Source organism: Desulfonatronum sp. SC1 (assembly GCF_003046795.1).
Classification (GTDB): Bacteria; Desulfobacterota; Desulfovibrionia; order Desulfovibrionales; family Desulfonatronaceae; genus Desulfonatronum.
Genome location: NZ_PZKN01000017.1, coordinates 1 through 12,397, shown reverse-complemented (window position 1 = coordinate 12,397; position 12,397 = coordinate 1). Strand labels below are relative to the sequence as shown.

General features: G+C 56.6%; 11 protein-coding genes and 1 tRNA gene. 11 read left to right on the top strand and 1 reads right to left on the bottom strand.

The genetic code is table 11. The features are described from left to right. The first annotated feature begins 9 nt into the window (after nt 1–9). The gene (locus C6366_RS10445; RefSeq protein WP_107737721.1) at nt 10–771 is read left to right on the top strand and encodes a ubiquinone/menaquinone biosynthesis methyltransferase; all 762 of its coding nucleotides are present in this window, start codon (nt 10–12) and stop codon (nt 769–771) included. On the opposite strand, the gene C6366_RS10440 is transcribed toward C6366_RS10445, so the two are convergent. Beyond that, a complete protein-coding gene (locus C6366_RS10440; RefSeq protein WP_233248463.1) occupies nt 768–959 on the bottom strand; it encodes a DUF2065 domain-containing protein in 192 nt (63 codons plus the stop codon). The genes C6366_RS10445 and C6366_RS10440 overlap by 4 nt on opposite strands. A gap of 101 nt (nt 960–1,060) precedes the next feature. Here C6366_RS10440 and mqnB point away from each other — a divergent pair, with 101 nt between their 5' ends. From mqnB to C6366_RS20700, 10 genes are all read left to right on the top strand, one after another. After that, on the top strand, nt 1,061–1,855 hold the full coding sequence (gene mqnB / locus C6366_RS10435; protein ID WP_107737719.1) for a futalosine hydrolase: 795 nt from the start codon (nt 1,061–1,063) through the stop codon (nt 1,853–1,855). Beyond that, nucleotides 1,843–2,685, top strand: a complete 843-nt coding sequence (locus C6366_RS10430) for a 1,4-dihydroxy-6-naphthoate synthase (protein WP_233248462.1) — start codon at nt 1,843–1,845, stop codon at nt 2,683–2,685. Before mqnB ends, C6366_RS10430 begins: the two co-directional genes overlap by 13 nt. A gap of 88 nt (nt 2,686–2,773) precedes the next feature. Then, nucleotides 2,774–2,857: transfer RNA gene (locus C6366_RS10425), tRNA-Leu, on the top strand. 226 nt (nt 2,858–3,083) lie between these two features. Continuing rightward, nucleotides 3,084–4,430: a trigger factor gene (gene tig, locus C6366_RS10420; RefSeq protein ID WP_107737717.1), complete on the top strand. Its 1,347-nt coding sequence runs from the start codon at nt 3,084–3,086 to the stop codon at nt 4,428–4,430. Between the two features lie 206 nt (nt 4,431–4,636). Further along, nucleotides 4,637–5,236 carry an ATP-dependent Clp endopeptidase proteolytic subunit ClpP gene (gene clpP / locus C6366_RS10415; RefSeq protein ID WP_199221486.1) on the top strand — a complete coding sequence of 200 codons (600 nt, stop codon included), beginning with the start codon at nt 4,637–4,639 and terminating at the stop codon, nt 5,234–5,236. A gap of 9 nt (nt 5,237–5,245) precedes the next feature. Next, nucleotides 5,246–6,493 (top strand): ATP-dependent Clp protease ATP-binding subunit ClpX, encoded by a 1,248-nt coding sequence (gene clpX / locus C6366_RS10410; RefSeq protein WP_107737713.1) that lies wholly within the window; start codon nt 5,246–5,248, stop codon nt 6,491–6,493. A gap of 37 nt (nt 6,494–6,530) precedes the next feature. Beyond that, on the top strand, nt 6,531–8,987 hold the full coding sequence (gene lon, locus C6366_RS10405) for an endopeptidase La (protein ID WP_107737711.1): 2,457 nt from the start codon (nt 6,531–6,533) through the stop codon (nt 8,985–8,987). A 735-nt stretch (nt 8,988–9,722) separates the two neighbouring features. Continuing rightward, nucleotides 9,723–10,163: a hypothetical protein gene (locus C6366_RS10400; protein ID WP_107737709.1), complete on the top strand. Its 441-nt coding sequence runs from the start codon at nt 9,723–9,725 to the stop codon at nt 10,161–10,163. Nucleotides 10,164–10,849: 686 nt separating this feature from the next. Further along, nucleotides 10,850–11,125 (top strand): hypothetical protein, encoded by a 276-nt coding sequence (locus tag C6366_RS19305; protein ID WP_146164824.1) that lies wholly within the window; start codon nt 10,850–10,852, stop codon nt 11,123–11,125. 424 nt (nt 11,126–11,549) lie between these two features. Continuing rightward, entirely contained in the window at nt 11,550–11,888 is a 339-nt protein-coding gene (locus C6366_RS20700) for a DUF1566 domain-containing protein (RefSeq protein WP_368731486.1), read from the top strand. Nucleotides 11,889–12,397: the final 509 nt, after the last annotated feature.

The following is a 12,397-nucleotide window of genomic DNA, read 5'->3' as shown; positions in this document are numbered from 1 at the left end:
GGCAACGGCATGAACCCGGACCACAAGGACGACCACAAGGATCATGGACGCCGCGTCATCGGCCTGTTCGGTCGCATCGCCCCCTGGTACGACTTCCTAAATCACTTCCTGAGCCTGGGGTGCGACGTCGTCTGGCGCAAGCGTCTGAGACGCTGTGTCCGCGTTCACCGGACCAACAGGGTCTTGGATTTGGCCGCCGGCACCCTGGACGTGTCCCGGGAAATCATCCGCCATATGCCGGACGTGGACGTCGTAGCCATGGATTTCTCCGAGCCGATGCTGCGCCGCGGACAGCGCAAGATTCGCGGTAAGGGAGAAGAAAGAGGCATCCCTTCACGTCCACGTATCCAACCGGTGGTGGCGGATGGGCGGGCTCTGCCCGCCCGGGACGAATGCGTGGACTGCGTGACCATTGCCTTCGGGATTCGCAACATTCGCCCCAGGGAGGCGGCGTATCGGGAAGTGCTCCGGGTGCTCACGCCGGGAGGACGGTTCTGCATTCTGGAGTTCGGGGCGGGCCGCCAAAAAATCCTGCGCGGATTCTACAACCTCTACCTGCACCGCGTCCTGCCCCTGGTCGGGCGGATATTCTCCGGTGACCCCCAGGCCTACCGCTACCTTGCCGAATCGATCCAAGAGTTTCCAGACGCCGGAACATTGTGCGAGGAACTGCTTCAGGCTGGGTTTGCCCGGGCCTACTCCATGCCCATGACTTTCGGGATCGTACAGTTGCATATCGCCGAAAAAACCGGGACAGGGCATGAGGGCTAGAAAATTTTCCGGGCCAGGGTCAAAAAGACCAGACCGGCAATGATCGCCGCCAAGCCCATTTTGCGCAGTGTGGACGGCGGACGTTCGGAGAGAAATCGCAGATACTCGGGCATTTTTTCGGACCAGAGAAAATAGGGGATGCCTTCCATGATCAAGGCTAGGCCGAGGGCCGCCAACAACAGCTGCATGTCAAACGTCATCCGCGGTTGATATCGCTTCTTCTGTGGCTTTGTCCAGAACGGCATGATCCCTCCATTCCACGCAACGTGACATCGACTGGTCGCCCTGTATGCAATCCACGTCATTCGCCCCCAAACGCACTCTGATCGTGGCCACAGCCACGGTCATGGAGATGCGGGCCGCATTTCCGGGTCTGTCCCGATACGTACCGGTGGAGCATGCCTGGAGCCGACTGAACATGCCCCAAGGAGGACTTCAGGGACGACCCTGGGAAGAACTGGTGTTGCTGGTTGCCGGAGTAGGGCCGGTGAACGCCGGGATCGCCTTAGGGCGTCTGCTGGGGCGATTGTCGGCCGCTTCACCGGAAGACGTGTCTGAGCCTGTCGGCGTGCTGAATCTGGGCGTGGCCGGGGCCTTTTCCCTGGAGCGGCTGCCTTTGGGAGCGTCAGTGGTGGTGACAAAGGAAATCTGGCCGGAGTACGGCCTGTTGACCGCTTCCGGGGTTGACCCCAAAGGAATTGGGCTGGCCCAGGGCAAGGCGGACGGCGAGCCGATCTGGGATCGCCTACGGCTCACGCCGGAAAGTTGTGCCCGGCAAATGGGACTGGATATTTCCGGCTTGACCAAGGCGGTCGGCCTGACGGTGGCCGGAGTGTCCGGCACGTCGGAGCGGGCCGAGGCCCTGCGGACCCGATACGCCTGCGACATCGAGACCATGGAAGGATTCGCCCTGGCTTGGGCCTGTTCTCTGGCTCGCATGCCCTTCGTGCAGGCGCGAACCATCTCCAACCTGGTGGGTTCCAGGGATGCCGCACACTGGGACCTGAACAGGGCCAAGCAACGCTTGGCCCTGGTTGCATCCGCGCTGCTCGGCGATATCAAGGAAACTCCATGTCCGAAATGATCACGCCGCCCTTGCCCCTGACCGTGGCCGTTTCACCGTGTCCCAACGACACGTTCATCTTCGGCGCTTGGGTGCTCGGCCAGTGCGCCCCTTTGCCGGACCGGACCACGTCGTTCATCTGGGAGGATGTGCAGGTGCTCAATGAGGCCGCTGTTCGAAAAGAATACGACGTGATCAAGGTTTCCGCGGCCCAGGCCTTGGAACTGCTGGACGATTACGTCCTGCTTCCGGCGGGAGGAGCTTTCAGCAAAGTGCATGGGCCAAAGCTGGTGACCTCCGCCTTCTCTTCATCACCTTCAGGCGCTCCGCGATCCATCGCCGTCCCGGGCCTGGGGACCACCGCCGCGGCTCTGTTGCGCCAAGCCTGGAGCGAACCGGCGGATCTGATTCCGGTGCGCTATGACCAAATCGTGGACATGGTGCTGCGCGGCGAGGTGGACGCCGGGCTTTTGATTCATGAAAGCGCCCTGCTGTTGGACCGGTATGGTTTGTCCTGCATCCTGGACCTCGGTCGTTGGTGGGGCGAACGAACGGACGGCCTGCCTCTGCCGCTGGGATGCATTCTCGGACGGCGGACCTTGAGGCCGGAGACGTTGGACCGGATCACGGCCCAAATTCAGGCCAGCCTGAATCACGCCTCCCGCGCCCCGGACTCCATCTGGCCCCTGGTCCGTGCCCTGGCTCAGGAACTGGACGACGAAGTGCTCCGGATACATATCCGAACGTATGTCAATCAGTACAGCCGGGACATGGGCGACGAAGGCGCGCGCGCGCTGGAATACCTGGGCGAGGTCGTCCACTGTCAGAAACACACCTTGGGGTGCGCGTGAGACGCCGCACCACGCGCTGTTGACACGTCGTCCTCCTCCTGACTACTTTCCGCTCGGAAACAGATCTTATCTGTGTACTTTATGATACGCGAGGGTGGCGGAACTGGTAGACGCACCAGACTTAGGATCTGGCGGCTTGTCCGTGGGGGTTCGAGTCCCCCCTCTCGCACCACTTCACTCGGTCATGTCGCACCGCGCAATGCGCCCCCCGCCCGGTGGCCTTCTCATTTATTGCGGTTTTTTAAAAAAAGCGATATACTTTCCCACTTTTTACCTTGAGCGAACCCCATGCGGCGGCCTTTCCGCCACGAGCGGGTCGCTCACGAGATTGCGCCGCTTCGGCCAGGTCGAGCGGCGTCGCCTTTTTTCGTCAACAACTCCAAGGAGGAATCGTTCATATGCAGCATGAAGTGCTCGAGCCGACACCGGTCAAACGTACCGTGAAAATCGTCGCCCCCCCGGAAGAGGTCAATTCGGCCTTGGCCGTGGCCATAGCCCTGTGTCGCAAGGACGCCGTGATCAAGGGCTTCCGCAAGGGCAAGGTGCCCTCGTCCGTCATCGAGGGCATGTTCAAAAAGAAGATCTACGAAGAGGCCGCCAACGACCTGATCAACTGTCACATCAACGAGGTGATCAACGAGATGCAGGTCAAGCCGCTCTCGAGAATCGACGTGGATGCCGGGGAGTTGGTCAGGGATCAGCCCTTTGAATACACCATCAGCTTTGAAGTGGCCCCCGAATTTGAATTGCCGCCCTACGAAGACGTCGCCGTGGAAGAGGAAAAAGCCCAGGCCAATGAGCGCGACACGCAGTTGGTCGTGGACCGGATTCGGCGGAACATGGCGGAAATCGTCCCCGTGGAAGAGGATCGTCCGGCCCAGGACGGGGACGTGGTGGTCGTGGATTTTTACGCCTCCCTGGACGGCAGAATCCTCGACGACTTCAAGGCCGAGAATTTTCAATTGGAGTTGGGTCAGGAACAGGCCTTGCCGGAGTTCGAGGCCCTGATCCAGGGCATCCGTCCCGGCCAAGGCACGGAATCGGATATCTCCTTTCCGGAGGACTTCCTCAACGACGCGCTGGCCGGAAAGACCGTGACCATGAACGTGAAACTCCAGGAAATCAAACAGAAGAAGCTCCCGGATGTGGACGCGGAACTGGCGAAGAAAGCCGGCAATTTCGATTCCGTGGAGCAGCTGCACGAAGCCATCGAAAAGTCGTACGTCGAATCTCGAAAACGCGTGAACAAAGCCGCCGCGCAAAAGAAGCTCCTGGACAACCTGACCTCGCAGGTGGATTTCGCCTTGCCCGAGTCCATGGTCACTGAGCATATCGACCGGATGGTCGGAGAAATGCAGCATCGTTTGGAACGGATGGGCAAGCGCATCGAGGCCCTGGGCAAGCCCATGGAGGAAATCCGGGAACAGTTTCGGTCCAAGGCGGAAGACCTCGTCAAATCCCAGTTGTTCCTCTTGGCCGTGGCCACCAAGGAGAACCTGCGCGTTTCCCCCATGGAAGTCGATGCCTTCTTCCGGGACATGGCCCAGCAGACCGGCCAGGACGCCCAGGGATTGAAGCATTTTCACGAGCAGAACAACCTAATGCTGGCCATCAGCGACCGCATCCTGGCGGACAAGGCCATTGAACTGATCTACTCCAGAGCCCGGATCACGGAAGTCGAACCTCAGCGGTCCGAGGAATCCGACTCTGAAAACGCTAAATCCCAAACCGAAGCAACATCGTGACCCATCGCGCCACGTCGTGAAGAACGTCGGCAAGTCCGCCGCCCCGGAATCTTTCCTGGGCGGCGGACTTGCCTTTGTCGTTTTGATTACTACCTACTCGAAGCACCTAACAACGACCGCGTCCCACCTCTCCACGGGTCCGCGACCTCTCGCTTGCCGCGGGCTTCGCTGGCGGCCACTCAACTCCAGGAGGAAACATCATGCCTATGGGCGTGCCCATCGTCATCGAAACCACGGGGCGGACGGAACGGGCCTACGACCTGTATTCGCGTCTGCTCAAAGACAGAATATTGATCCTGGGAACGGCCATTGACGATTACGTCGCCAATCTGGTCTGCTCCCAGCTTCTTTTTCTGGAGTCCGAGAATCCGGAAAAAGAAATCAACATGTACATCAATTCCCCCGGTGGTTCCGTCACCGCCGGTTTGGCCATCTACGATACCATGCAGTACATATCCGCCCCCGTGGCCACGCTTTGCCTCGGACAGGCAGCCAGCATGGGCGCGTTGTTGCTCACCGCCGGAGCCAAGGGAATGCGTTACGCCCTGCCCAACAGCCGGCTCCTGATCCACCAACCCATGGGCGGTTTTCAGGGGCAGGCCACGGACATCGATATCCAGGCCCGGGAGATCATCCGCTTGAAGGAAAGGCTCAGCGAGATACTGGCTTCCCACACCGGCGCGGATTTGGAAAAGGTTCGTCACGACACGGAGCGGGACTATTTCATGAGCGCGCAGGAAGCGGTGGAGTACGGGCTGATCGACAAGATTCTCTCCTCCAGGTCGCAATTGAAGTCTTCATCTTAGAGGTTTTACATGGCCAAGAAAAAAACCAATCAGCCGCGCCTGGGATGCTCCTTTTGCGGCAAGAGTCAGGACCAGGTCCGCCGGCTGATCGCCGGGCCGGACGTGTACATATGCGACGAATGCGTCATCCTGTGCGATGAGATCATCAACCAGGACGACATGGAAACGGAAGTCCAGGACGGTCGGCTGCTGACGCCGGAGGAGCTGCACAAGAAGCTGGACGAATTCGTGATCGGACAGGAGCAGTCCAAGAAAATTCTCTCCGTGGCCGTGCACAACCATTACAAGCGGGTCTTCTACGCCCCGCAGATGGCCGACGGCGTGGAGCTGGACAAGAGTAACATCCTGCTGATGGGCCCCACCGGGTCGGGCAAAACCTTGCTGGCCAAAACCCTGGCCCGGATTCTTAAAGTACCTTTCGCCATCGCCGACGCCACCACCCTGACCGAAGCCGGGTACGTGGGCGAGGACGTGGAAAACATTCTGGTGCAGCTGCTCCAGAACGCGGACTTCGACATCGAAACGGCCTCCAAGGGGATCATCTACATTGACGAGATCGACAAGGTCTCCCGCCGTTCCGACAGTCCCTCCATCACCCGGGACGTCTCCGGCGAAGGCGTCCAGCAGGCCTTGCTGAAGATCATCGAGGGCACGGAGGCCAACATTCCCCCCAAAGGCGGGCGCAAGCATCCTCAGCAGGAATACATCCGGATGAACACCTCCAACATCCTGTTCATCGTGGGCGGGGCGTTCATCGGCCTGGAGCGGATCATCCAGCAACGCACCCAATCCAAATGCATGGGCTTCGGAGCCGCCTTGACCTCGCCCAAAAACGAAGACGCCTGCTCCTATCTTGATCAGGTCCAACCCATGGACCTGATCAAGTTCGGCTTCATCCCCGAACTGGTGGGGCGGCTGCCCATTCTGGCCTCGCTCAAGGATCTCAAGGAGGACGATCTGGTTCGGATTCTGACCGAGCCCAAGAACGCTCTGGTCAAGCAGTATCAGAAGATGTTCGAAATGGAGAACGTCCGGCTGCGTTTCACCCAGGACTCTTTGCGGGCCATCGCCCGCCAAGCCATCGAGCGCAAGACCGGGGCCCGGGGGCTGCGCAACGTGCTGGAAAACATCATGCTGGACATTTCCTACCGACTGCCGTCCATGACCGGGGTCAGGGAGTGCGTGGTCAACCAGTCCGTGGTGGATAACGAATCCGAACCGCTGTTGATTTACGAACAGGAAGTCAAGACCGCCTGAGATCGCAAGGCCGCGTGCTTCTGCAAAGGATCGCCTCATGCCGGAAAAGAAAAAGGAACAGATCGTCGTCGCGCCGGAAATCCGTCTGCCCCTGATGACCCTGCGGGAAGTTGTCATTTTCCCACGGTCCATCATGCCGTTGTTTGTCGGGCGCGAGACGTCCATCCGGGCCATCGAACGCTCCCTGAACAAGTTCGACAAACTCATCTACCTGGTCACTCAAAAGCATCCCGAATCCGAGGAACCCACCCCTGACGACCTGTACGACCTGGGGACGGTCAGTCGAATTCTGCAGCTGCTGCGTCTTCCGGACGGAACCACCAAGGTGCTGTTCGAGGGGCTCTACCGGGCCACATGGTCGAAGGAGTTCGGCATTCAGGAGGTCGAGCCGGGATATCCCATGGTCCAGGCCCACGGCGTAACCAGCAAGGACACGGCCACCCCGGAAGCTCTTGCTCTGATCCGGGCGGTGCAAGAGTCCCTACAGGAGTATGCCAAGATCAACAAACGGCTGGCTCCGGAAACCATGGCCGCCATCAATTCCTTGAATACCCCGGGCCGACTGGCGGACAGTCTGATGCCGCACCTGAAGACGCCCTTCGCGGACAAACAGGCGGCCCTGGAACAGCCCAATCCCCAGCTTCGCCTGGAAATGGCCTACGAGTTGCTGCTCAAGGACATCGAGCTGACGTCCCTGGAAAAAAAGGTCAAAAGTCGGGTCAAGCAGCAGATGGAGCGCAACCACCGGGATTTCTATCTCAACGAGCAAATCAAAGCCATTCAAAAAGAAATGGGCCGAGGTGAGGAGGAGGCCGGCCAAGAACTCGACGAACTCGCCAAGCAGCTCGAAGCCCTGGATCTGCCGGACGAGGCCCGGGAAAAGTGCGCCAAGGAGATCAAGAAGCTGCGACAGATGCCGTCGCAGTCAGCCGAGTTCACCGTGATCCGCAACTACGTGGACTGGATCCTGAGCCTGCCCTGGAACGCCATTCAGCCCACCTCCCTGGATCTCAAAGCCGCCCAGACCATTCTGGACGAAGACCATTTCGCTCTGGACAAACCCAAGGAACGGATTCTGGAATACCTCGCCGTGCAGACCTTGGTGGAAAAGATCAAGGGTCCGATCCTCTGCCTGGTCGGCCCTCCCGGCGTGGGCAAGACCTCTTTGGCCAAGTCCGTGGCCCGGGCCATGGGACGGGAGTTCGTGCGTATCTCCCTGGGCGGAGTGCGGGACGAGGCCGAAATCCGAGGCCACCGAAGGACCTACATCGGAGCCCTGCCGGGCAAGATCATCCAGTCCCTGCGCCGGGTGAAATTCAACAACCCGGTATTCTGCCTGGACGAGGTGGACAAGATGAGCACGGATTTTCGGGGCGACCCGTCCGCGGCGCTCCTGGAAGTGCTGGACCCGGAGCAGAACTACGCCTTCAGCGATCACTACCTTGATCTGGACTACGATCTGTCCAAGATATTCTTCATCACCACGGCCAACACCCTGCACTCCATTCCCGGCCCGTTGCAGGATCGCATGGAGATCATCCGTCTGCCCGGCTACCTGGAAGTGGAAAAGGCGCGCATTGCCAAGGACTTCCTGATGCCCCGCCTGCTGACCAAACACGGGCTGACCGTTTCGGACATGTCCTTTTCCGATGGCGCGGTGCTGGAGATCATCCGCCGCTATACCCGTGAGGCCGGGGTACGGAACCTGGAACGGGAAATGGCCTCCATTTGCCGCAAGGTGGCCCGCAAGGTGGTGGAAGAAGGGCGGGCCGACAAGCCCGTGGCCGTGAGCAAGACCATGGTTCCCACGTACCTGGGCGTTGCGAAATTCCGATACGGTGAGCGGGAGGAGCAGTCCCAGCCCGGGGTGGCCACTGGACTGGCCTGGACGGAAATGGGCGGGGAACTGCTTCTGGTGGAGGTTTCCCTGATGCCGGGCACCGGCAAGGTGGAGATCACCGGCAAACTGGGCGAAGTGATGCAGGAATCGGCCCGGGCCGCCTGGAGCTACGTCCGGTCTCGCTCGGACCTGTTCGGACTGCGCCCGGACTTTTACAAGGAAATCGACATCCACATCCACGTTCCGGAAGGCGCCACGCCCAAGGACGGCCCCTCCGCCGGGATCACCCTGGCCACCAGCGTGACCTCGGCGTTACTCAATCTGCCGGTGCGCAACGACCTGGCCATGACCGGGGAAATCACCTTGCGCGGCCGCGTCCTGCCCGTCGGCGGGGTCCGGGAAAAACTCTTGGCCGCGCACCGCGGACTGATCGCCAAGGTGATCATCCCGGCGGACAATGCCAAGGATCTCAAGGAAGTCCCGGCGAACATCCTCAAGGATTTGGAAATCATCACCGTGGAACACATGGACGACGTCCTCTGTCACGCCCTGACCATGGGCGTACGCGAAGACATCTTCTGCGTCCCTCCCACGGACATTCTGCCTCTGTCCCGTCGGCTGTTCAAAGAGGAACACCAGCCCAGGACGCAGTAAGCGAAGCGCAAAATAACCGCCAAAAAGGCGGGAAAGCAGAAAACAAAAAAGGGGCTGAATGATGTGATCATTCAGCCCCTTTGAAATTCTGGTCGGGATGAGAGGATTTGAACCTCCGCCCCCCTGAACCCCATTTATGAGGACCTTGCGTAAAGCATTGATATCATCATCTTCACTTGTTCTAACACTACATCAAAATGACCATTTTCCCTCATTCACAGACATTCCCGTAGTGGCAAGGGAGTAGTGGCAACGATAAGGGCAGGATGTCGCTTCGCCCCACTGCTTATGGTCAATGGGAAAAAAGCCCCTCGACGTTCGTCATCATGGTAATCCGAGGGACTTTCAAGGCCAAAGGCTCCAAGCCAAGGCCTGAACGCTTGCGTTATTCCTGTTAACCGTTGCCAGTGATGCGCGTCAACTGCTTGGTTATCTCATTTTACCCAAAAAACACGTTTGTTGGTAGAACCTGAAACCGATAGGCCGGAAGAAGCAGATTTGGTTGCTTGGTTGAAGGTCTTTCACGCAGGTACCATAATTGTCCAAGATTTTTAACCAGAAAAAGGTTTATAAGGCTAGCAGAATTCTTGACAACCATCCCCTATTAGGATTACTGAATAATAGGTATAGATTAAACATGTCTTGCATGTAAGAAGAATATGTACCTGTTTATTTAGACTTGCAATTCCCTTGAACATATTTAATTGTCGATTAACTCAAAAAAAGGAGTTTTTTATGAAGTACATAATGATCATTTGTGTCCTATTCTTGAACGTTTCAGCATTTGCAAGCGATGAGTACAATAAAGAGATCGAAAAATTCTTCTCTCTTTACGAAAAAGGAGAGATAAGCAAATCGATTGATAGCGTTTACTCAACAAACAGGTGGATTGACTCCTCTTCAGATGCCGTTATGAACCTAAAGGGCCAGTTTTCTTCCATGTCACAAATGGTTGGGACATATGTTGGCAAAGAGCGTATCGGTGTGCATAGCTATGGCGAACGCCTCCTGATGGTTACATATTTGATGCTCTACGAGAGACAACCAATCCGATTAGAATTCATGTTTTATCGTCCAGCTGATAATTGGATAATCTACAGCTTTTCATTTGACGATAATACCGATGAAGAGTTAAAGATGACTGCGCGTGAAGAAATTGCAAGGTCTTTGCGGTAATATCTAGATATTCAAAACTTCAATAAGGAGAGCCAGAAGACAATTGCCGAGAAGAAGGCCGCAAAAACTGAGAGTACTACTTAAGGCTGCTGCTGCCCTTGCTAAGCCAAAAACAAATGCCGTAGAAGGCAAATACACGCCTCAAAAAAAGGCCAATAAACGAAGAAAGCCCTTGGGAACAATCTCAAGGGCTTTCTTTTTGTAAGCGTCAAAAGAGCTACTCCTTCCGCATGATTTCCAGCTATGCCATAGAATTCTTCTCACCAACCTTTGAGGAGGATTCAAAATGGCAACCAAGAAACGAAGAGCATTAAATCCCGAGAAGATACATTTCTGGCGCGAACATGTAGCCAAGTGGCGGGCAAGCGATCTTTCTCAGGCTGAAGCGGGGCCGGTCCTTTGGATAGCTTGGCGGGTTTCTTAAGGTGGGGACCTGGTTTCGTTTATGCCGCTGTCATATCTTCCACGTCAGCAGTTTATCCTGGCTGGGCTGGTCGGTATGCGACTGGATGATATGCCATGTGGAACTCCCTGGTCCGACCGATAGCCGGAAGCGGCTGCGGGAACAAGCCAGCCTCACCGAGCCCCCCTCATTGGCCCACCAACTGCACCCTGATATTCACATCCATCCCAGAAATCACACCATCCCAGCGCGGCCAGCAAATGGCATGGGGGCAGCTTAATGTTTGCCTGAAGTGTTGGCAGCGCCAACGGAATTGGCGCAAACAACAGAGGCTTGGCTGGCTTGTATATTTTTAACATGCAGAAATTATACAATTTATTATATGGCTTGGATCGTGCTTATAAGGAAACATCATCGGAATTTAACCTTCAACCCACAAGAGGATTTTGAAAATGCGAAAAATCATTCTGACCGCGACCCTGGCTCTGGCCCTGTTGTTCATGGCAACGCTGCTCACTTCTGGCAACCTATTCGCCAGAACCATGATCTGCAAGAATGACCCAGACTATTTTTCGAAACGGTGTACGCTCCACCCATATGCCGTCACTAAAGTGGTGAATGGAAACGTTGTGAGGGGGCATCTCGTCGGTTGCCAGTTTAAATCCTATACATGTATGGTAGGGGTATGCGAGGAGAATAACGGACCAATGCAGATCCCTTATTATGTCAGCATGGACCATCACTCTGGCTTTTGCGATCTGCTCTGCAACAATCCTACGTGTAAGGACCCGCTGGGGTGGCAATAATCGTCAACACAAAACGCATGACAATCTGTACTTTCGTCGAGACAAGGAAAACATCATAAAACGCACTTTTGGAAAATGGGTCAGAATGGTGGTCGTTGCGGCAATGCTCTGCCTGATCAGACTGGTCATTAAGGCGAAGCCCAGGCCCAGAGGTTAACGGACAATGGGAACGGTACGGTGACGGATATGCAGACGGGATTGATGTGGACCAAAAATGCCAACATGTTTGGCAGTATGGATTGGGATTCCGCCACTTCTCGATGTGTTTCGCTTGCCGTGGATAGCATTACCGGGTGGAGACTGCCCTTAATACATGAGTTCCCAGAAATTTACGGGGCAACTCGCGGTGAGCATCCCTTTGAAGGAATCCAAGGTGATTATTATTGGACTAGCACTCATTACACAGGTTATGGGGAAAACATTCGTTGGGCCATGAACATGCTGGCAGGAAGCTTAACCCGTCTGCATCATATAACAAATCGATACTACATCTGGTGTGTCCGCAATACATATTGATTCGCCAGGGAGAACAAACACACGCCCTCTGCGCAAAGGCCGCCTGTCCTTCGGGATGGGCGGTCTTGCTTTTTCTGGCGTGGTCATCCTGCAAGGCACGAGGTTTGCCTGGACGGTTTCAACCCACGGCTGGCAGGGCTCAGCATGCCCAGAGACGAAAGGCTGTCAGCAGCGTCTGGGATCAGGAGCGGTCAAAGTGATGATGGGGCGGTCGCGGTATTGAGGACCGGGCCGAGCCTCAGCCCCAACGACCGGAACCGCCTCGAGCCTGGCGTAGGCGGGCTGGGGGCCAAGGGCGGCTGGGTGTGATGGATGCGCGGTTAGGCGATTCAATCACGAATTTGCCTGTCTTGTGTCAGGGAAAATCACATGTTGTCACATACAGGACTTTAACCGCATCGCGCCAAATCCAGCCTTTTCCGCAATAATTTCTGCATGTTAACCTGGCCCTTTGCGTAAGACCCTACTGATATCTCTGCTTTTTTGTCAAAAAAACGTTTAATTTTATA

Coding starts and splice junctions, on each gene's coding strand:
- C6366_RS10445 (WP_107737721.1), top strand. CDS start 10: ATGAACCCGGACCACAAGGACGACCACAAGGATCATGGACGCCGCGTC.
- C6366_RS10440 (WP_233248463.1), bottom strand. CDS start 959: ATGCAGCTGTTGTTGGCGGCCCTCGGCCTAGCCTTGATCATGGAAGGC.
- mqnB (WP_107737719.1), top strand. CDS start 1,061: ATGCAATCCACGTCATTCGCCCCCAAACGCACTCTGATCGTGGCCACA.
- C6366_RS10430 (WP_233248462.1), top strand. CDS start 1,843: ATGTCCGAAATGATCACGCCGCCCTTGCCCCTGACCGTGGCCGTTTCA.
- tig (WP_107737717.1), top strand. CDS start 3,084: ATGCAGCATGAAGTGCTCGAGCCGACACCGGTCAAACGTACCGTGAAA.
- clpP (WP_199221486.1), top strand. CDS start 4,637: ATGGGCGTGCCCATCGTCATCGAAACCACGGGGCGGACGGAACGGGCC.
- clpX (WP_107737713.1), top strand. CDS start 5,246: ATGGCCAAGAAAAAAACCAATCAGCCGCGCCTGGGATGCTCCTTTTGC.
- lon (WP_107737711.1), top strand. CDS start 6,531: ATGCCGGAAAAGAAAAAGGAACAGATCGTCGTCGCGCCGGAAATCCGT.
- C6366_RS10400 (WP_107737709.1), top strand. CDS start 9,723: ATGAAGTACATAATGATCATTTGTGTCCTATTCTTGAACGTTTCAGCA.